The sequence below is a fragment of the Microbacterium sp. genome (genome assembly GCF_047606385.1).
GTDB lineage: Bacteria > Actinomycetota > Actinomycetes > Actinomycetales > Microbacteriaceae > Microbacterium.
In genome coordinates, this window is the sequence record NZ_JASGEL010000102.1 from 1 (window position 1) to 20,449 (window position 20,449).

Annotated in this window: 18 protein-coding genes and 1 tRNA gene; 14 read left to right on the plus strand and 5 right to left on the minus strand. The window is 69.5% G+C overall.

The window, feature by feature from the left end; translation table 11 throughout:
* The 11 genes from QM626_RS10000 to rplA all read left to right on the plus strand — a co-directional run.
* A partial coding sequence (locus QM626_RS10000; RefSeq protein WP_415076549.1) for a universal stress protein occupies positions 1-701 on the plus strand: 701 nt, incomplete at its 5' end.
* Positions 698-2,251: an APC family permease gene (locus tag QM626_RS10005; protein ID WP_415076551.1), complete on the plus strand. Its 1,554-nt coding sequence runs from the start codon at positions 698-700 to the stop codon at positions 2,249-2,251. The genes QM626_RS10000 and QM626_RS10005, both read left to right, overlap by 4 nt.
* A 26-nt stretch (positions 2,252-2,277) precedes the next feature.
* Entirely contained in the window at positions 2,278-3,642 is a 1,365-nt protein-coding gene (locus QM626_RS10010; protein ID WP_415076553.1) for an NAD-dependent succinate-semialdehyde dehydrogenase, read from the plus strand.
* Positions 3,643-3,690: 48 nt separating this feature from the next.
* The gene (locus QM626_RS10015; protein WP_415076555.1) at positions 3,691-4,137 is read left to right on the plus strand and encodes a pyridoxamine 5'-phosphate oxidase family protein; all 447 of its coding nucleotides are present in this window, start codon (positions 3,691-3,693) and stop codon (positions 4,135-4,137) included.
* Between the two features lie 137 nt (positions 4,138-4,274).
* A tRNA-Trp gene (locus QM626_RS10020) sits at positions 4,275-4,347 on the plus strand.
* Between the two features lie 45 nt (positions 4,348-4,392).
* Positions 4,393-4,665 carry a preprotein translocase subunit SecE gene (gene secE / locus QM626_RS10025; RefSeq protein WP_415076557.1) on the plus strand — a complete coding sequence of 91 codons (273 nt, stop codon included), beginning with the start codon at positions 4,393-4,395 and terminating at the stop codon, positions 4,663-4,665.
* A 35-nt stretch (positions 4,666-4,700) separates the two neighbouring features.
* Positions 4,701-5,765, plus strand: a complete 1,065-nt coding sequence (gene nusG / locus QM626_RS10030; RefSeq protein ID WP_415076559.1) for a transcription termination/antitermination protein NusG — start codon at positions 4,701-4,703, stop codon at positions 5,763-5,765.
* 120 nt (positions 5,766-5,885) lie between these two features.
* On the plus strand, positions 5,886-7,034 hold the full coding sequence (locus QM626_RS10035; protein WP_415076561.1) for a DUF3500 domain-containing protein: 1,149 nt from the start codon (positions 5,886-5,888) through the stop codon (positions 7,032-7,034).
* 16 nt (positions 7,035-7,050) lie between these two features.
* Complete coding sequence (locus QM626_RS10040; RefSeq protein WP_415076563.1) at positions 7,051-8,433, plus strand: HupE/UreJ family protein; 1,383 nt, start codon at positions 7,051-7,053, stop codon at positions 8,431-8,433.
* 117 nt (positions 8,434-8,550) lie between these two features.
* Positions 8,551-8,982, plus strand: a complete 432-nt coding sequence (gene rplK, locus QM626_RS10045; protein ID WP_263797899.1) for a 50S ribosomal protein L11 — start codon at positions 8,551-8,553, stop codon at positions 8,980-8,982.
* Between the two features lie 14 nt (positions 8,983-8,996).
* Complete coding sequence (gene rplA / locus QM626_RS10050) at positions 8,997-9,689, plus strand: 50S ribosomal protein L1 (protein ID WP_415076566.1); 693 nt, start codon at positions 8,997-8,999, stop codon at positions 9,687-9,689.
* Between the two features lie 50 nt (positions 9,690-9,739).
* Here rplA and QM626_RS10055 read toward each other — a convergent pair whose 3' ends face one another.
* The 5 genes from QM626_RS10055 to QM626_RS10075 all read right to left on the minus strand — a co-directional run bounded on the left by QM626_RS10055 (position 9,740) and on the right by QM626_RS10075 (position 14,083).
* Positions 9,740-10,024 carry an acylphosphatase gene (locus QM626_RS10055; protein ID WP_415076568.1) on the minus strand — a complete coding sequence of 95 codons (285 nt, stop codon included), beginning with the start codon at positions 10,022-10,024 and terminating at the stop codon, positions 9,740-9,742.
* 30 nt (positions 10,025-10,054) lie between these two features.
* Positions 10,055-11,080 carry an NADP-dependent oxidoreductase gene (locus tag QM626_RS10060; RefSeq protein ID WP_415076570.1) on the minus strand — a complete coding sequence of 342 codons (1,026 nt, stop codon included), beginning with the start codon at positions 11,078-11,080 and terminating at the stop codon, positions 10,055-10,057.
* A gap of 95 nt (positions 11,081-11,175) precedes the next feature.
* A complete protein-coding gene (locus tag QM626_RS10065) occupies positions 11,176-11,688 on the minus strand; it encodes a MarR family winged helix-turn-helix transcriptional regulator (RefSeq protein WP_415076572.1) in 513 nt (170 codons plus the stop codon).
* On the minus strand, positions 11,685-13,352 hold the full coding sequence (locus QM626_RS10070) for an MDR family MFS transporter (RefSeq protein WP_415076574.1): 1,668 nt from the start codon (positions 13,350-13,352) through the stop codon (positions 11,685-11,687). The genes QM626_RS10065 and QM626_RS10070 overlap by 4 nt, the downstream gene beginning before the upstream one ends.
* An 86-nt stretch (positions 13,353-13,438) precedes the next feature.
* Positions 13,439-14,083, minus strand: a complete 645-nt coding sequence (locus QM626_RS10075) for a YqaJ viral recombinase family protein (RefSeq protein ID WP_415076576.1) — start codon at positions 14,081-14,083, stop codon at positions 13,439-13,441.
* A gap of 300 nt (positions 14,084-14,383) precedes the next feature.
* On the opposite strand from QM626_RS10075, the gene rplJ reads away from it, so the two are divergent.
* The 3 genes from rplJ to QM626_RS10090 all read left to right on the plus strand — a co-directional run bounded on the left by rplJ (position 14,384) and on the right by QM626_RS10090 (position 20,437).
* A complete protein-coding gene (gene rplJ, locus QM626_RS10080) occupies positions 14,384-14,899 on the plus strand; it encodes a 50S ribosomal protein L10 (RefSeq protein WP_415076578.1) in 516 nt (171 codons plus the stop codon).
* A 42-nt stretch (positions 14,900-14,941) separates the two neighbouring features.
* Complete coding sequence (gene rplL / locus QM626_RS10085) at positions 14,942-15,331, plus strand: 50S ribosomal protein L7/L12 (RefSeq protein WP_415076580.1); 390 nt, start codon at positions 14,942-14,944, stop codon at positions 15,329-15,331.
* A 189-nt stretch (positions 15,332-15,520) separates the two neighbouring features.
* The gene (locus tag QM626_RS10090; RefSeq protein ID WP_415076582.1) at positions 15,521-20,437 is read left to right on the plus strand and encodes an ExeM/NucH family extracellular endonuclease; all 4,917 of its coding nucleotides are present in this window, start codon (positions 15,521-15,523) and stop codon (positions 20,435-20,437) included.
* Positions 20,438-20,449 lie beyond the last annotated feature (12 nt).

A 20,449-nucleotide genomic window follows, 5' to 3' on the forward strand; every position in this document is an offset into this window, starting at 1 on the left:
CGACCGCCGAGGGCTGGTTGCGCGACGCCGCCGCCCGCGTGGCGGCGCTCTCGCCGCGCGCGCACGTGCGCAGCGCGGAGTCGTTCGCCGAGGGGATCGTCGCCGCGGCGGACGAGCTCGGCGCCGATCTGATCGTCGTCGGCGCCCGAGCAGGGCGCGGACGTCATCGCGTCGGCACCATCGCCAGCGAGCTCATGCACTTCTCGGACGTGCCGGTCGTGCTCGCGCCGGCTGGAGCGCAGGATGTGCCGGTGGACGCCGGCGTCTCCCGCGTGACCGCGGCCGTCGGCACCCGTCCCGGCGGCGACCTGCTGCTGGCGGAGGCGGTCGCTCTCGCCGCGGCTGCTCACGCGCCGCTGCGGCTCGTGTCCCTCGTCACCGTCGACCTTCCCCGCGCCGCGGACACCGGCGTCATCCGCCTCATGGGCGCCGCCCACGCCGACGACGTGCTCTCGCGGGCGAAGGCGGCGCTGCCCGAGGGGGTCGAGGCCGACGTCCTGGTCGGGTCGGGGGAGAGCATCGAGGACGCCGTCAGGGGGCTCGACTGGCAGAGCGCGGAGATCGCCATGGTGGGCTCGAGCCGGCTCGCCCAGCCTCGGCGCCTGTTCCTGGGATCGACCGCATCCAAGATGCTGCACGCGCTGCCGGTGCCGCTGGCCGTGGTCCCGCGCACCCGCGGCACAGAAGGGGGAGGACGATGAGCGCACCCGAACAGCAGGCCGATCCGGTCACCGGCGGACTCTCGCAGAAGGGCCTGTCGGCCGGCACGGTCGGCCTGATCGGCGCCATCGTCATCGGCATCTCCTGCATCGCCCCGGCGTACACGCTGACGGCGGCACTGGGACCCACGGTCTCGGCCGTCGGGCTCCAGGTGCCGGCGGTCATCATCGTCGGCTTCATCCCGATGCTGCTGGTCGCGTTCGGCTACCGCGAGCTGAACAACCGGATGCCGGACTCCGGCACCTCGTTCACCTGGGCCGCCCGTGCCTTCGGCCCGTGGATCGGATGGATGGCCGGCTGGGGCCTGGTCGCCGCCACGATCCTCGTGCTCTCCAACCTCGCCGGCATCGCGGTCGACTTCCTCTTCCTGCTGATCGCCCAGATCTCCGGCAACGAGTCGATCGCCGACCTCTCCGCGAACCCGCTCATCAACGTCGCGGTGTGCCTCGCGTTCATGGCCGCGGCCACCTTCATCTCGTACCGCGACATGCAGACCACGCAGAAGCTGCAGTACTTCCTCGTCGGCTTCCAGGTGCTCGTGCTGCTGCTGTTCGCGATCGCCGCGATCGTCGAGGCGGTCGGCGGCCACGGCTTCGACGCCACGGCGTTCGACTGGAGCTGGTTCAACCCGTTCGCGGTGTCGTCGTTCAGCGCGTTCGCCGCGGGACTGTCGCTGTCGATCTTCATCTTCTGGGGCTGGGATGTCACCCTCACGATGAACGAGGAGACCAAGGACCCCGACCGCACGCCCGGTCGGGCGGCGACGGGCACGGTCATCATCATCGTCAGCCTGTACCTGCTGCTCTCGGTCGCCCTGATCATGTTCGCCGGCGTCGGGGACGGAGAGTACGGCCTGGGCAACCCGGACATCCAGAGCAACGTGTTCTTCTCCCTGTCGGGCAAGATCCTGGGGCCGCTCGCCGCCCTCGTCTCGCTCGCGGTGCTGACCAGCTCGGCATCCAGCCTGCAGTCGACCTTCGTCTCGCCGGCGCGGACGCTGCTGGCGATGGGCCATTACGGTGCGCTGCCGCCCGCGTTCGCGAAGGTGCACCCGCGGTTCTTCACTCCCGGCCACGCGACCCTGGTCTCCGCGCTGGTCGCCTCCGTGTTCTACGCGGTCATGCGATTCGTCAGCGAGAACGTGCTGTGGGACACGATCACGGCGCTCGGCATGATGATCTGCTTCTACTACGGGCTGACCGCGTTCGCCTGCGTCTGGTACTTCCGCAAGCAGTGGCTCGACTCGGTGCGCAACGTCTTCTTCACGTTCCTGTTCCCGCTGATCGGCGGGGCGGTGCTCGCGGTGCTGTTCGTGACGACCCTGATCGACTCGATGGACCCGGACTACGGCAGCGGCTCGAGCGTGTTCGGCGTCGGGCTGGTGTTCGTGCTCGGCGTCGGCGTGATCCTGGTGGGCGTGGCCGTGATGGTCTGGCAGGCGATCCGCCGGCCCGCCTTCTTCCGCGGCACGACGCTGGCCATCGACGCCCCGCCCGGCCGGCGCCGGCGCGCCGTGGTCGCGGCAGACTGAGACGATCGGCATCTTACGGAGGACTGATGAGCGAATACACGGTCGTGAACCCCGCCACCGGGCAGACCCTGGCCACCTACCCGCGCCACAGCGACGCGGAACTGGCCCAGAAGATCCAGGCGGCGGATGCGGCGTACCACCGCTGGCGCGAGGTTCCCGTGGCGGAGCGGGCGACGCTGATCCGCCGCGTCGCGGAGCTCTACCGCGAGCGGCGCGACGAGCTCGCGGCGATCATCGTGCGCGAGATGGGCAAGCCGCTCGCGGCGGCCGTGGGCGAGGTCGACTTCGCCGCCGACATCACCGAGTACTACGCCGACAACGCCGAGCGCATCACCGCCGACCAGGAGCTTCCGATCCTCGGGTCGGGCACCGCGGTCATCCGCAAGGCGCCGCTGGGGGTGCTGCTGGGCATCATGCCGTGGAACTTCCCGTACTACCAGGTGGCCCGCTTCGCCGCGCCGAACCTCGTGCTGGGCAACACGATCCTGCTCAAGCACGCGCCGCAATGCCCGGAGTCGGCGGCGGCGATCGAGACGCTCCACCGCGACGCCGGCCTGCCCGCAGGGGTCTACACCGACCTGCGCATCAGCAACGAGCAGTCGGCGGCGGTGATCGCCGACCCGCGCGTGCAGGGGGTGTCGGTCACCGGCTCCGAGCGCGCCGGCGCGGCCGTGGCCGAGGCCGCCGGCCGCAACCTGAAGAAGGTCGCGCTCGAGCTCGGCGGCTCGGACCCGTTCATCGTGCTGTCCACCGACGACCTCGACGCGACGGTCGGGGCGGCGGTAGCCGGTCGCATGGACAACAACGGCCAGTCGTGCAACGCGCCCAAGCGGTTCATCGTCGCCGATGCGCTGTACGAGTCGTTCCTCGAACGGTTCGCCGCCGCGATGGCGGCGCAGACGATGGGCGACCCGTTCGCCGAGGGCACCGACCTCGGGCCGCTGTCCTCGCTCGCCGCCGCCGAGCGGCTCGCCGCGCAGGTCGACGCCGCGGTGGCGCAGGGGGCGACCCTGATCACCGGCGGCGCCCGCGACGGCGCCTTCTATCCGCCCACCGTGCTCGCCGACGTGACGCCGGAGATGGACGTGTACCGCGAGGAGCTGTTCGGACCGGCCGCCGTCGTCTACCGGGCGCAGGACGAGGCGGACGCCGTCCGCATCGCCAACGACACCAGCTTCGGCCTCGGCTCCTACGTGTTCACCACCGATCCGGCGCAGGCGGAGCGGGTGGCCGACCTCATCGATGCCGGCATGGTGTACGTCAACTGCGTCCTCGCCGACTCGCCGGAGCTGCCCTTCGGCGGGGTGAAGCGCTCGGGCACGTCCCGCGAGATGGGGCTGCTGGCGGCGGACGAGTTCGTCAACAAGAAGCTCGTCCGCGTCGCCGGCTGACCCGCCGCACCGCTGGCGGACCGACGCCGGCAGGGGCAGGATGAAGGGATGAGCCAGGACGGGGCGACGGCGGACGCGGTGATCCGCCTGAACGACGAGGAATGCTGGGAGAAGGCCGCGGGGCAGGAGCTCGGCCGGCTCGTGACGCGGGTGGGCGATGTCATCGACATCTTCCCGGTGAACTATGTCGTCGACGGCCGCAGCCTGCTGTTCCGTACGGCCGAGGGCAGCAAGCTGTTCGAGCTCACCGCCAATGACGACGTGCTGTTCGAGATCGACGACCACACCGACGACGAGGCGTGGAGCGTCGTCGTACGAGGCACGGCGACCCGCCTCGCCACGAGTGCCGAGGTGGACGCCGCCGATGAGCTGCCGCTGCGGCCGTGGATCCCCACGATCAAGTACAACTACGTGAGGATCGTGCCCACCGAGCTCTCCGGTCGGGCCTTCCGCCGCCTGCCCGAGCCCGACCGCTACGGGGTGCAGACCGGCTGAGCGCGTTCGCCACCGTCGGAGGCATGCCGTACACTGGAACGAGCAGCTGAAAACTGCATTCTTTCGCCGTGCCCGCGATCGGGAATCCCCCACCACGTTCACGGCTGGAGTGCGGGCTGCGAGGCCGTCAGGCCTCTAGGGCGGTAGCTCAATTGGCAGAGCAGCGGTCTCCAAAACCGCAGGTTGCAGGTTCGATTCCTGTCCGCCCTGCGCGTCAGCGCATGCTGGCACACGTCAAGCGATTCAGGTGGGTTCATGGTCCAGGACGCCTCGAAGGGCGAAGTCGTCGCCATCGGCGGCGGCGCGCGTGAGAAGAAGCCGAACGTCTTCGCACGCATCGTCGTCTTCATCCGTCAGGTCGTCGCGGAGCTCCGCAAGGTGGTCACTCCGACCCGCAAGGAGCTGCTGAAGTTCACGGCGGTCGTGCTGGGCTTCGTCCTGGTGATGATGGCCGTGGTCTACGGCCTCGACACCCTGTTCGTCTGGTTCACGACGGTGGTCTTCGGCACCCCGGTGACCGCGGCCTGACGCCGCTGACGCATCACGAACGAGAGAAGTAGCACGTGTCTGAGAAGTATCACGATGACGTCGACTGGGCGACGGCCGCCGAGCAGTCCAGCGAGGACGACGAGGCGCAGGAGGGCGACATCCTCGCCGCGCAGGAGCGTGGCTCCGAGCCGGCCGAGCACCTCGCCGTGCACGTCGAGGGCGAGGACGACGACACGGACGACAGCGACGACATCGACATCGACGACCCGGAGGCAGACGCCATCGTGAACGACGCGCTCGAGATCGACGAGACCAGCGAGGCCGAGGCCGCCGCCGAGGTGCTCAACGACTCCCTCGCCGAAGAAGCCGCTGAGCGCGCCGCCGCCGCGGCCGACGAGGTCACCCCCTACGACGGCCCGGACGTCAACGGCGAGCCCGACGAGCCGGCGCTCGACCCCGAGCTCGTGGCGGAGGTCGCCGACGCCGGAGCCGAGGTCGAGGACGCCGAGGACGCCGAGGTCGACCCCTACGAGGCCTTCCGCGCCGAACTGCGCGAGCTTCCCGGCAAGTGGTACGTCATCCACTCCTACGCGGGCTTCGAGCGCAAGGTGAAGGCCAACATCGAGCAGCGCAAGTCGACGCTCGAGGTCGAGGAGGACATCTACCAGATCGAGGTCCCGATGGAGGACGTCGTCGAGATCAAGAACGGGCAGCGCAAGATGGTCACGCGCGTCCGCATCCCGGGCTACGTGCTCGTGCGCATGGAGCTCAACGAGGACACCTGGTCGGTCGTGCGCCACACGCCGGGCGTCACCGGGTTCGTCGGCAACGCCCACAACCCGACGCCGCTGCGCTTCGAAGAGGCCTTCACCATGCTCAAGTCGCTCGTGCAGGTCGCCGAGCCGGCACCGGCGAAGGCGGCGGGCACCAAGGGCGCCCCGGCGGCCGCGCGCGTCATCCCGGCCGAGGTCGACTACGAGATCGGCGAGACGATCACGATCAAGGAGGGCTCGTTCGCCGGCCTTCCCGGCACCATCAGCGAGATCAAGCCGGAGAGCGGCAAGCTCACCGTCCTCGTCTCGCTGTTCGAGCGCGAGACGCCGGTCGAGCTGTCGTTCGACCAGGTCACCAAGCTCTGACGGATCCCGGCGCTGGCCCGACGGTCGGCGGACGCAAGGGTGCCACGGGGTCTGCGCACACGCTAGTGTGTCTGGACCCGGACCGGCCGACGACGGTCGGCCGCACCTGAGGAGGACCGCATGCGCAGCATGACCAGGCCGAGCCCTCGGCCGTCGACCATCCGGATCTGGGCGGGTGTCGCGGCAGGAGCTCTGGCTCTCGGCCTGACCGCCTGCACCTCGACCACCACGGACGACACCGCTTCCGCGACGACGTCCGTCACCGAGTCGCCGTCGGCGACCGAGACGACGAGCACCACCGTCGCCGACGTGGTGTCGGCCGCCGACGCGTTCGTGGCGACCCTCTCCGCCGATCAGTCGTCCGAGGTGCTCCTCGACTTCGACGAGGCGAACGCGACCGCATGGTCGAATCTGCCCTGCGGCTCCAGCTGCCGGGTCGGCATCCAGTTCTCCACCCTCAGCGATGCGCAGCTGACCGCGGCGAAGGCCGTGCTCCAGGCGGCGCTGGGAACCAGCGACGACACCGGATACCAGCAGGCCATGCAGATCCTGCTCGCCGACGACTATCTCGGGTCGGTTCAGGGTGGCGGAACCGGCGGGGGAGGAGGAGGCGGCGGCTATTCCTCGGGAAACTACTACCTCGCGTTCCTCGGCACGCCCTCGACCACGGGCACCTGGCAGCTGCACTTCGGCGGTCACCACCTGGCGGTGAACCTCACCTACAGCGAGGGCGCCGTCGCGGGGGCCAGCCCGTTCTTCATCGGCGTCGAGCCGACGTCATGGACCGCCGATGACGGCACCGCCTACGCGCCGCTGGACGTGATGAAGGACGCCGTCCAGGCGGCGATCACCTCGCTCGACGCGAGCCAGCTGGCCACGGCGAAGCTGTCGCAGTCCTTCACGGACGTCCTGCTGGGTCCGGATGAGGACGGCGCGTTCCCGGAGACCAAGTCGGGCGTCCGCGTCGGCGATCTCAGCGACGACCAGAAGGCTCTCGTGCTGGCTGCGATGGCGCCATGGGTGGCGATCGCGGACGACGCCACGGCCGAGGACCTCATGACGGTCTACGAGTCGGAGCTCGACGACACCTACATCTCCTACTCGGGCAGCACCGATCTCACCGCGCAGGGCGACTACGTGCGCATCGACGGACCGAGCGTCTGGATCGAGTTCGTCTGCCAGAACGGCGTCGTCCTCCAGAACCAGATCCACTATCACACCGTCTACCGCGACCACACGCGCGACTACGGCAGCCAGCTGAGCTTCTGAGCGCACGAGACGTCCCATGGCCTCCGTGCTCGTCCGGCGCCTCGCCCTCGCGGCCCTCGCCGTCATCGTGTTCGTCTGCGCCTGGGCGGCGGGGACTCCTGCCGCCCAGGCGCACCCCATGCCGCACTCCGTCGTGACCCTCGACGTGCACGAGGAGTCGGTCGACGCCACGATGGAGCTGCCCTTCGACGACCTGCGACTGGCCACCGGGCTGTCGATCGACGAGGACTCGGTGCTCGGCTCGGAGCGTGCGGCGCTCGAGGACTACATCCTCCAGCACGTCGCGCCGACCACGGACGACGGGCAGGCGTGGACGGCGATCGTCACCGGCATGTCGACCTCGGACGCGGAGCAGACCTCGACCGGGGTGTACCAGGAGCTCATCGTGCAGCTCACGATGACGCCGCCCCCGGGCGGGAGCACCCGGTCGTTCGTGTTCGATGACGACGTGATCATCCATCAGGTGATCACCCACAAGATCCTCGTCGTGGTCGGCGAGGACTGGTCCGCCGGGGCGGTGGACGGCGACGCGCAGGAGGTCGGCGTCATCGCCGTCGACACCGCCACCGGCGAGATCGCACCGCTGCAGGTGGACCTGGGCGAGGGCAGCCCGTGGAGCGGGTTCGCCGCGATGGTGCATCTGGGCGGCACGCACATCCTCGAGGGCACCGATCATCTGCTGTTCCTGCTCGTGCTGCTGCTGCCGGCGCCGCTGCTGGCCATCGGCGGCCGGTGGCGGCGCCCCGCGGGCGTGCGCAGGTCGTCGATACGGATCGTCTCGATCACCCTCGCGTTCACCGTGGGCCACTCGGTGTCGCTGGCCGTCAGCGCGCTGACGCACCTGGACGTCCCCGCCGCGCCGATCGAGTCGCTCATCGCCGTCAGCATCCTGGTCAGCGCCGCCCACGCGATCAGACCGCTGTTCCCCGGTCGGGAGGCTGTCGTGGCCGGGGTCTTCGGACTCGTGCACGGCATGGCCTTCTCGTTCACGCTGGCCGAGCTCGGCCTGTCCAGCACGCAGCTCGTCGTGAGCCTGCTCGGGTTCAACATCGGCATCGAGCTGATGCAGCTGGCGGTCGTCCTCGCGGTGCTGCCGGCCCTCATGCTGCTCTCTCCCTGGCGCGGCTACGCCGTCGTGCGAGTGGGTGTCGCCGTCGTCGCCGGCGTGTGCGCCGTGGGTTGGCTGCTGGCCCGGCTCGGCGCGCCGAATCCGCTCGCCGCACTCGCCGACGGCCTCAGCGGGTACGGCGGGTGGGCCGTGTTGGCGCTGTGGGTGCTGGTGGTGGGCGTCGTGACGGCGCGGGCCGTCCGTCGCTCCAGACCCCACGCGGGAGACCCCGTCACGCCGGAGCTCGTCGACCCATCCGAGTCCGCGGCAGTGAGCGGCGGCATCCGGTAGACTCAAGAGGTTGCGCGCATCGCGCGGCACATCCCCACCACCGCCAGGAGAGGCCTGGCGCGTGGAAGCGGGTCCGCACTCCACCGGAGGACGGGCACTCGAAAAGGAAGAGAAGAAATGGCACCGAAGAAGAAGGTGACCGGCCTGATCAAGCTTCAGATCAACGCCGGTGCCGCCAACCCGGCGCCGCCGATCGGCCCCGCGCTCGGTCAGCATGGCGTCAACATCATGGAGTTCTGCAAGGCGTACAACGCCGCGACCGAGTCGCAGCGCGGCAACGTCATCCCCGTGGAGATCACCGTCTACGAGGACCGCAGCTTCACGTTCATCCTGAAGACCCCGCCGGCCGCCGAGCTCATCAAGAAGGCCGCCGGCGTCGCCAAGGGCTCGCCGACCCCGCACACGACCAAGGTGGCCAAGCTCACCAAGGAGCAGGTGCGCCAGATCGCCGAGACGAAGCAGCCCGACCTGAACGCGAACGACATCGAGGCCGCCTCGAAGATCATCGCCGGCACCGCGCGCTCCATGGGCATCACGGTCGAGGACTGAGGGGGATAACGACAATGGCTACCAAGTCCAAGGCCTATGAGGCCGCCGCGGCGAAGATCGACCGCGACAAGTTCTACTCCACGAGCGAGGCCGTCGAGCTCGCCAAGGAGACCGGCTCGAAGAAGTTCGACTCGACCGTCGAGGTCGCGCTCAAGCTCGCCGTCGACCCGCGCAAGGCGGACCAGATGGTCCGTGGCACCGTCATCCTGCCGCACGGCACGGGCAAGACCGCCCGCGTCATCGTCTTCGCGACGGGCCCGGCCGCCGAGGCCGCCATCGCGGCGGGCGCGGACGAGGTCGGCGGCGCCGAGCTCATCGAGAAGGTCGCCGGCGGCTGGACCGCGTTCGACGCGGCCGTCGCCACGCCCGAGCTCATGGGCCAGGTCGGTCGGCTCGGCAAGGTGCTCGGTCCCCGCGGCCTGATGCCCAACCCGAAGACGGGCACCGTGACCCCCAACCCGGCCAAGGCCGTGGAGGAGATCAAGGGCGGCAAGATCGAGTTCCGGGTCGACAAGCACGCCAACGTGCACTTCGTCGTCGGGAAGGCCTCGTTCACGGCCGAGCAGCTCCACGAGAACCTGACGGCCGCGGTCGACGAGATCGTCCGGCTCAAGCCGTCCAGCTCGAAGGGCCGCTACATCCAGAAGGGCGCCGTCTCGACCACGTTCGGTCCCGGCATCCCGCTGGACGTCAACGCTCTCGTCTGAGCCCCGCGTTCCGGAGGACCCCCGCGCACCGTCGCGGGGGTCCTCCGCGTTCACGCGTCCGGACGGATGTCGAAGCTCTCCGCACCCGCGGGCGCGAGCTCCTCGACGCGCGCGGCGGTGACCCGTGCGGACGGCGGGCCATCGGCCATCCATGCGCAGACCGCGTCGACGGCGGCATCCTCGCCCTCGAGCTCGGCCTCGACGGTGCCGTCACCGCGATTGCGCACCCAGCCGCCCACGTTCTCGCGCGCGGCCACCGTCGCCGTGGTGAATCGGTATCCGACGCCCTGCACCCGGCCCTCGACGACGACTCGCACCCTGCGCACGACACCCATTCTCGCCCCGGGGCGCCGTGGCGGCGCCCCTCAGTCCTCGCTGATGCGCACCACCGTCTTGCCGCGGGTGTGACCCCCCTCGAGCGAGGCGAGGGCCTGGGCCGTCTCCGCGAGGGGGTGGACGGCGTCGATGTACACCTGGATGGCGCGTGAGTCGAGCAGCCGGGCCAGCGTGGCCAGCACGTCGCCGTCGGGGATCACCTTGAACGAGGTCGCCCGCACGCCCGCGGCGTCGGCGGCGTCCGCGTAGTCCGGCCAGGAGCCGGTCGGCACGAGCACGTACAGCCCTCCCGGGCGCAGCACCTGCAGCGAGCGGCTGCCGGTGTCGCCGCCGTTAGCGTTTCCGACGAGGTCGATGACGACGTCCATGTCGCCGAGCACCTCCTCGAAGCGGGTGGTCGTGTAGTCGATCACGGTCGCCGCACCCAGCTCGCGCAGCCAGGCGGCGTTGCCGGCCGATGCCGTCGCCGTCACGCGCGCACCGAAGTACGACGCCAGCTGCACCGCGAAGTGGCCGACTCCGCCCGCGCCGGCGTGGATCAGCATCCGCTGCCCCTCGTGCGCGTGCGCGGTCTCCACGACCAGGCCCCACGCGGTGAGCGCGGCGAGGGGAACCCCGGCGGCTTCGGCGTGGGAGAGCGACGCCGGCTTACGGGCCACCGACTGCGAGGGGACGATGACGTATTCGGCGAAGCTCCCACCGGTCCGCGGGAACGGCACCATGCCGAACACCTCCGCGCCGGGGCGCAGCGGATGCGCCTCATAGGGCGAGGCGACCACGACGCCGCTGAAGTCGAAGCCGAGCGCGACCGGGAACCCGGGGATCTGCGTCGCGACGCCGGCACCGGCTCGCGTCTTGGCGTCGATCGGGTTGACGCCGGCCGCGACCACGCGGATCAGCAGCTCGCTGAGCACCGGAGTGGGAACCGGCAGCTCGGCCAGCCGAGGTGACGCGCCGATGCCGTCGATGACGGCAGCCTGCATGACCTCCGGCGGGGGCGGGACGTCTTCGCCCGTGCCCAGCGGGCCGGCGGATCGCAGCGGCCGGAATCGCATCGGACGCTCCTTCCACGTGCGGTCGACGGTGGCAGCGCGTGCCTGAGAACAGCTTCAGTCAAGCGTGCCATTGTCTCGACGGTGTTACACCATCGCTAAGACGTGGAGTCGGGCGCCGGCTCGAACACGTCGTCCGCGTGGGGGACCACGCCGGAGGCGAGTGCGTGGATGAGGGAGGTGAGCCGATCGATCGACGACAGCGGCCAGTCGTCGAGCGTCTCCAGCAGCATCGCCTGGTACGGCTCGCGGGCGGCGGCCAGCCGCTCGCGGCCGTGCGGCGTGATCTCGATCAGGCGTACGCGTCCGTCATCCGGATCCGCGCGCCGTTCGATCATCCCGACCGATTCGAGCTCGGTGACCTGACGGCTGAGCAGGCCCTTGTCGGCGGTGAGGCGGTCTGCCAGGGCGGAGAGCGTGACCGGGCCCAGTCGTGCGATCGCTCCCAGTGCCTTGAACGTGCCCGGCAGCATCCCGGGGCTGGCGGCGGCCGCGGCCTGCGTGTAGACGCGTCGGAACTCGCCCATCAACTCGGAGAACGCCTCTTCGAGCTCGCGGACCGCCCGGCGACGGGTGTCGTCGCCGGGCCGGTCCGCGCGGGTGTGTGTCATCGCTTCTCGTCTGTGGGGATCCGTACGCTGCCGGTCGCGGTGAGCGTCTCCATCGCCTCCGGAACCGAGACCGTCGCGAGGTCGGCCTCGCTGGCGGCGACGCGCTCGCTGGTGGTCATCCGGGTCAGCGGCTTGTTCGGCAGGAACAGGATGGCGATCAGGCTCAGGATAGCGAAGGGCACCGCGATCAGGAACGCGTGCGAGATGCCGCCTGCGTAGACGTCCTCGAAGATGACCCGCAGCGCGTCGGGCATCGCAGAGACCTCGGGGAGCGAGCCGGACTGCAGTGTCGCCGCCCAGGTCTGCGCCTGGTCGCCGAGCGTGGCCAGCGCTGCCGTGACGTCGGAGGCGCGCTGGCTGAGCAGGTCGGGCACCATGGCCGCCACGACGGCGCCCATGAGCGCGGTGCCGATCGTGCCGCCGAGGCTCCGGAAGAACGTGACCCCCGAGCTCGCGACGCCGATCTCGGTCGGCTTCGAGGTGTTCTGGACCACCAAAACGAGGTTCTGCATCGTCATGCCGACGCCGGCTCCCAGCAGGAACATGTAGACGGAGACCACGACGAAGTTCGTGTCGTAGTGGATGGTGGACAGCAGCGAGGAGCCGGCGATCAGCAGCAGCGAACCGACGATCAGGAACGGCTTCCAGCGTCCCCACCGCGTGATCAGAGCACCGACCACGATCGAGCTCAGCAGCAGGCCGCCGATCATCGGGATCGTCATGAGCCCCGCCTGAGTCGGTGTCGCCCCGCGCGCCAGCTGCATGTACTGGCTGAGGTACACGGCAGCGCCGAACATCGCGATGCCGGTGGAGATCGAGGCGACGACCGCGAGCGTGAAGGTGCGGTTGCGGAACATCGTCAGCGGGACCAGGGGCTCCTTGGAGCGCAGCTCCACGACGATGAACAGCACGGTGGCGAGGATCGCGCCGCCGACCATCCACACGGTGGCCGCGCTCCACCAGTCGAACTCGGAGCCGGCCATGGTGACCCAGATGAGCAGCAGCGAGACGGCTGCGGCCAGCAGCACGATGCCGAGGTAGTCGATGCTCGTCTTCTGCTTCGGGCGCGTCGGCAGCCTCAGCGTCCGCTGCACGATGATCAGCGCGGCGACGGCGAAGGGCAGGGCGACGAAGAAGTTCCAGCGCCAGCCCCAGGCGTCGGTGATGACCCCGCCCAGCAGGGGGCCGCCGACGGTGGCGACGGCCATGACCGCGCCGAACAGGCCCATGTACCGGCCCCGCTCGCGGGGGCTGATGATGTCCGCCATCAGCACCTGGCTGAGGGCGGCGAGACCACCGGCGCCGAGGCCCTGCACCGCGCGGCAGGCGATGAGCATCTCGGGCGTCTGCGAGAAGCCGGCGACCGCCGTCGCGACCACGAAGACGACGATGGCCAGCTGGAACAGGAACTTGCGGTTGTAGAGGTCGGCGAGCTTGCCCCAGACGGGCGTCGAGATCGCCGTGGTCAAGAGCGTGGCCGTCACGACCCAGGTGTAGGAGCTCTGCGAGCCCGACAGGTCGTGCACGATGACGGGCAGGGAGGACGAGACGACCGTCGAGGCGAGCATCGAGACGAACATGCCGAGCAGGAGCCCGACGAGCGCTTCGAGCACGTGACGTGTCGTCTTCGCCGGGGCGACGGCCGTGGCGGCGGAGGAGGACATGGAGGCCTTTCGAAGTTGACGAGAGTCAAAAGTTGAATTAGGTCAACTATATGACCGATGTTTGATGACTGTCAACCAAAGACGGCTCAGTCGGCGAGAGCGAGCGCCCGGTACCCCTCGGAACGCCGCGGGGGCGCCGTCTGCCGGGCGAGCTGCGTCCGCCGGTAGAGCTCGTCGATGAGACGGGTCGCCAGCGTCACCAGAGACGCGATCTCGGCGTCGTCTCGATCGACCCAGGCGCAACGCGGCTCGTCGTCGACGGGCACGAAGCCGTCGTGCTGCTCCCAGGCGACGAGCGTGCGCTCCGCGCCGAGCACGTACTGCTGCCACCACACCTGTCGCAGGTAGCCGCGGGGGATCGAGCGCCACGCCTTGTTCGTCGTCTTGATCTCTGCCAGGGTCAGCCGGCCCTCGCCATCCATCCCGATCCCGTCGGGTGTCGCGAGGTGGCGCTTCTCGGCCACGGCGTGGAACAGCGCGCTCGAGGGGTGGATGCCGTGCGTCGCCGCCACCCACGCGGCGATCTCGGGCTCGCGCCGCCGCCCGTGGTCGGTGTAGGCGTTACCGGCGAAGCGCGTGCCGCCGAGCTTCGCATCGGCCGCACGCCCGATCGCGCGCTCGCTGGTGAGCGTCGCGACGTCGGTCGCGGTGATCCCGCGCGAGCGTGCTCGCAGCCAGGCGACCCTGTCGCGCGAGTCCGCGACGATGCGGGCGGTCAACTCCGGGGTCACCCTCCGACCATACGCGCGCCGTGCCGCCTCGCTCCGCGCGACACCCCCGCGGGATTTGGGGATGCGGCTGGGGCGGGCTAGAATGGGGGAAGCCAAAGACCGCCGGTCATCGGCGTGCGCGCAAGCGGACGACGATCGAAGCTCTGCAGTGCAGGGGCCCGCGCAGGTGACACGAACGATTCTCCGGGATTCCGGGCCGAAGCTCCGTGCGCTTGCGCCGGAGCTTTTCTCGTTGCGGAGCACCTGGTCCCGGCCGGCGCGCCGCCACCGCGGTGCGCCTCGTATACACAAGGAGTGGCCATGGCGCAGAAGGACGCATCGGTCGCCGAGCTCACGAAGAACTTCGAGGACTCGACTGCCGTTCTGCTGACCGAGTACCGCGGGCTGACGGTTGCCGAGCTCAAGGAGCTCCGCAACAGCATCCGTCAGGACGCGGAGTACGCCGTGGTGAAGAACACGCTGACCAAGATCGCCGCGAACAACGCGGGGATCACGGCGCTGGACGAGGACCTGAAGGGTCCGTCGGCCATCGCGTTCGTGCACGGTGACCCGGTCTCCGTCGCGAAGGGTCTGCGTGCCTTCGCCAAGGCACACCCTCTTCTCGTGATCAAGGGCGGCTACTTCGACGGTGCCGCTCTGAGCGCGGATGAGGTCAACAAGCTCGCCGACCTCGAAAGCCGTGAAGTCCTGCTGGCGAAGCTCGCCGGCGCCTTCAAGGCCTCGCTGTTCGGCGCTGCCTATCTATTCAACGCCCCGCTGTCGAAGGCCGTGCGCACGGTCGACGCGCTGCGCGAGAAGCAGGAGACCGCGGCCTGAATCGGGCCCGGCTGACGAAAACCCCAATCAAGGAGAATCATCATGGCAAAGCTCAGCACCGAGGAGCTGCTCGACGCGTTCAAGGAGCTCACGCTGATCGAGCTCAGCGAGTTCGTCAAGGCGTTCGAGGAGACCTTCGAGGTCACCGCTGCCGCCCCCGTCGCGGTCGCCGCTGCCGGCGCCCCGGCCGGTGGCGCCCCCGCCGAAGAGGTCGAGGAGAAGGACTCCTTCGACGTCATCCTCGAGGCCGCCGGCGACAAGAAGATCCAGGTCATCAAGGTCGTCCGCGAGCTCACCTCGCTCGGCCTCGGCGAGGCCAAGGCCGTCGTCGACGGTGCCCCCAAGGCCGTCCTGGAGGGCGCGAACAAGGAGGCCGCCGACAAGGCGAAGGCCGCTCTCGAAGAGGCCGGCGCGACGGTCACCCTCAAGTAAGGCTCGTTCCTTCCTCGAAGGCCCCCGGATGCCGCGTGCATCCGGGGGCCTTCGAGCGTCCGGATACCCCGTCGGCGTCCAGGACGCGCGCGCGACAGTGTTCATCTCCCGGACACACCCGTGTTCACGTCCGCAAAATTCGGTCTCCTACGCTCGGGAACGCCCACATCAGGAATCCCCAGGAGACTCATGTTTGCTTCCCAGCAAAGACGCCTTCGCTCGCGCCTCGCCGTCGTTCTCGGCGCGGTCATCGGCGCGGCGGTGCTCGCGCCGCTGCCTGCAGCCGCCGCGAGCGGCGCCGACGTGATCATCAACGAGGCCTACCTCAAAGGCGGCAGCGCCAACGCTGTCTACACGAACAAGTTCGTGGAGCTCTACAACGCGGGAGACGCCGCGCAAAGCCTCGACGGCTGGTCGCTGCAGTATCGCTCGGCGACGAGCACCGCAGCGGCGAGCTCGGCCAACATCCTGGCGCTCAGCGGCACGATCGAAGCCGGCGACCACTACCTGATCGGCCTGCCCGGCAACGGCTCCAACGGGGCCGAACTGCCGGACGCCGATCTGTCGAGCACGAGCCTGAACCCCTCAGGCACCACCGGCACGCTGATCCTGGCGAGCACCACGACCGGTCTGGCTCTCGCCGCCGGATCGAGCGTCGGGGCGGATGGTGTCGTCGATCTGCTCGGCTACGGCACGTCGAACACCTTCGAGACCGCGGCAGCCACCGTGGAAGGGGCCAACAGCGTGCCCAACTCGCTCGTGCGCACCGAATTCGCCGACACCGACGACAACTCCGCCGACTTCAGCAACGCGACCGAGGTGACCCCGCAGGCATCGAGCGCGACCTCGGAGACGGAGCCGACGGATCCGAGCAGTCCGGAGACGACGGATCCGAGCGACGGCACGGTCACCGCGATCTCCGAGATCCAGGGAACGGGCGAGACCAGCCCCCTGGCCGGGCAGACCGTGACCACGCGGGGCATCGTCACGGCGGCGTACCCCTCCGGCGGATACAACGGCTTCTACATCCAGACCCCGGGAACCGGGTCGGACCTCGATCTCGACACACACACCTCGTCCGACGCGATCTTCGTGTACGGATCGTCCGCCGTCGCCAAGGTGCAGATCGGCGACTACGTCGAGGTGACCGGACCGGTCAGCGAATACAACGGCACGACGGAGATCAGCCCGACGGCCGCGAACGTGACGGTTCTGGCCGAGGATGCGGCAGCCGTCACGGCAGCCGAGGTCGCCTGGCCGACGACCGATGCCCAGCGCGAGACGCTCGAGGGGATGCTGGTCGCGCCGCAGGGCGAGTTCACCGTCAGCGACACCTACGACACGAACTATTACGGCTCGATCGGCCTGGCGGCGGGAACCTCGCCGTTGCTGACCCCGACCGACGTCGCGCAGCCGGGTACCGAGCAATATGACGCCGTCGTGGCCGACAACGCGGCGCGACAGGTCACGCTCGATGACGGCTCCTCCCTCAACTTCAACTCCGCGGCCAACAAATCGATCGCGTTGCCCTACCTGTCCACCGCCGATCCGGTCCGTGTCGGCGCTGCGGTGACCTTCACCCAGCCCGTGATCGTCGAGTACCGCAACAGCGCATGGAGCTTCCAGCCGACCCAGCGGCTCACGGTCGACAACGCCGCTACGGTGCAGCCCGCGACATTCGAGAACACGCGCACCGCGGCACCCGAAGACGTGGGCGGTGACATCCAGATCTCCAGCTTCAACGTGCTGAACTACTTCACCACGACCGGCGAGGACGCGGTCGCCGCCGGCGCCACGTGCTCCTACTACGACGACCGCGACGGCAACCACATCACGGTCAACACGTGTTCCGACCCGGCCGTGCGGGGCGCGGCCGATGCCGAGAGCCTCGCCAGGCAGCAGGCCAAGATCGTCGCGGCGATCAATGCGCTCGGCGCCGAGGTCGTCTCGCTGGAGGAGATCGAGAACTCGGCGATCGTCGACGGGCAGTCCCGCGACGCGGCCCTGGCGACACTGGTCGACGCGCTCAATGCCGCGCTGGGATCCGACGAGTGGGCGTATGTGCCTTCGCCGACCACGCTGCCGGCCAGCGAAGACGTGATCCGCACCGCCTTCATCTACAAGAAGGCCGCGGTCGAGCCGGTGGGTGAGTCCGTGATCGACGTCGACGCGGCGTTCGAGAACGCCAGGTATCCGTTGGCGCAGGCATTCGAACCCGCCGGCGGCAGCGATGACGACGCCTTCATCGCGATCGTGAACCACTTCAAATCGAAGGGCTCGGGCACCGGTGAGAACGCGGATCAGGGCGATGGGCAGGGTGCGTCCAACGCTGCCCGCGTGGGGCAGGCGACGGCCCTGGTCGCCTTCGCCGACCAGTTGACCGACGACATGGGCACCGACGACGTGTTCCTGCTCGGCGACTTCAACTCCTACACCGAGGAAGACCCGATGCAGGTGCTCTACGAGGCCGGCTACATCGACCTCGGCTCCACGTACACCGACGAGCACACCTACTCCTACGACGGCCAGAGCGGCTCACTGGACCACATCCTCGCCTCCGCCGATGCCGCCGGGCTGGTGACCGGCGCCGACGTCTGGAACATCAACTCGGGTGAGTCGATCGCGCTGGAGTACAGCCGGTACAACTACAACGTCACGAGCTTCTACGACGAGTCGCCGTACCGCTCCAGCGATCACGACCCCGTGGTCGTCGGCGTCGACTTCGGCGCCGACGACGCATCGACGGTCGAGCTGAACCTGCTGAACATCAACGACTTCCATGGTCGGATCGACAGCGACACCGTGAAGTTCGCCGGCACGATCGAGCAGCTGCGTGCGGAGTACGGCGAGGACAACACCCTGTTCCTCTCCGATGGCGACAACATCGGGGCGTCGTTGTTCGCCTCGGCCGTGGCCGACGACCAGCCGACCCTTGACGTGTTGAATGCGCTGGATCTGCAGACCTCGGCGGTGGGCAACCATGAGTTCGACAAGGGTCTGGACGATCTGCTGGGCCGCGTCTCGGATGAGGCGGACTTCTCGTACCTGGGCGCGAACGTCTATGCGAAGGGCACGACGACGCCGGTGCTGCCGGAGTACGCGACCTTCGAGGTCGACGGCCTCACGGTCGCGGTGATCGGCGCGGTCACGGAGGAGACGGCATCGCTGGTGTCGCCGGGCGGCATCGCCGACATCGACTTCGGCGATCCCGTCGAGGCGGTCAATCGCGTGGCGTCGCAGCTGAGCGACGGGGACGCGTCGAACGGGGAGGCCGACGTCATCATCGCGGAGTACCACGAGGGCGCCGTCGACGGGACGCCGGAAGGGGCGACCCTGGACGAAGAGGTGGCCGCCGGCGGCGCGTTCGCGAATATCGTCACCGACACGTCCGCCGCGGTCGATGTGATCTTCAACGGGCACACCCACAAGGAGTACGTGTGGGACGCGCCGGTGCCCGGCGAGGACGGCAAGACCCGTCCGGTGCTGCAGACCGGCAGCTACGGCGAGAACATCGGTCAGATCGTGCTCACCGTGGACTCGGGTACCGGCGAGGTGGTCTCGTACGCGGCGCAGAACGTCGCCCGGACCACGACCGAGGACGCGTCGTTGACGGCGGCATATCCGCGGGTCGCCGAGGTCGCGCAGATCGTGGACGCCGCGCTGGCCGAGGCGTCGGAGGTCGGCGACACCCCCGTGGGTTCGGTGACCTCGGACATCACCACCGCGTACGCCGGCGGCAGCTACGTCGACGGCGTGTGGACCGGCGGCAGCCGCGACGACCGCGCGAGCCAGTCGACGCTGGGCAACCTGGTGGCCGACTCCCTCGTGTCCAGCCTGTCGGACTCGTCTCGTGGCGGGGCCGAGATCGGCATCGTGAACCCGGGCGGCCTGCGTGCCGAGCTGTTGTACGGCGAGGACGGCGTGATCACGTATGCGGAGGCCAATGCGGTGCTGCCGTTCGTGAACAACCTGTGGACGACCACGATCACGGGCGCGCAGTTCAAGGAGGTGCTCGAGCAGCAGTGGCAGCCGGACGGCTCGTCGCGGCCGTATCTGGCGCTGGGGCTGTCGTCGAACGTGTCGTACACCTATGACGCGTCGGCGGAGCGCGGCTCGCGGATCACAGGCATCTGGGTCGACGGCGTGCCGATCGAAGCGGATGCGGACTACCGGGTCGGCTCGTTCAGCTTCCTGTTGCAGGGCGGCGACAACTTCACCGTGCTGGCGGAGGGGACCGACACCCGCGACTCGGGTCTGATCGATCGCGACGCCTGGATCTCGTACCTGCAGGAGAACCCGGGCATCTCGCCGGACTTCTCGAGCAGGAGCGCGCAGGTGACCGGAGTGCCGGACTCGGTCGGGGCCGGTTCGACGCTGACGTTCCAGGTGTCGGGTCTGAACCTGACCTCGCTGGGCTCGCCGGCCAACACCACGCTGGAAGCATCGATCGGCGACACGGTCTACGCTCCCCTCACGGTCACCGACGGCGCCGCCACGGTGGAGCTTTCCGTTCCGACCGAGGCGGCGGGAGAGATCGAGGTGCTGCTGACGGCTCCTGATAGCGGGACCCAGATCCACGTCCCGGTCACCGTGACAGCCGCAGCCGCGGAACCGACGGAGCCGGGAGACTCGGACGGTGACTCCGGTTCCGGTACGGACACCGACGGCGGCTCGCTCGCGCCGACCGACGGCGTGGAGTCGCCGGCGGCGGACGCCGACCTGACCTCCGACCTCGAGCACGGCATCACGGTGGTCTCCGGCGAGTTCGTGCCGGGCGGGGTGCTCACCGTCCACGTCGGCACGCAGTACAGCGGCCAGTGGGTGACGGCGTGGCTGCACTCCGATCCCATCTCGCTGGGCTGGCAGCAGGTGGACGTGACGGGAGACATCCGGGTGACTCTGCCCGCCGGCGTCACCGGCACGCACCGCCTGGTCGTGCAGGACGCGTCGGGCAACGTCATCGGCTGGGAGACGATCACGATCGGCCAGCTGGCGGCCACCGGCGGCGCCTACGGCGACCTCTCTGGGACGCTGGCTCTCGCGGTGCTGCTGCTGGCGGTCGGCGCGGGTGCGCGCACGTTGACGGTCGGTCGCCGTCGTAGCTGAGAGAGCGGGGCG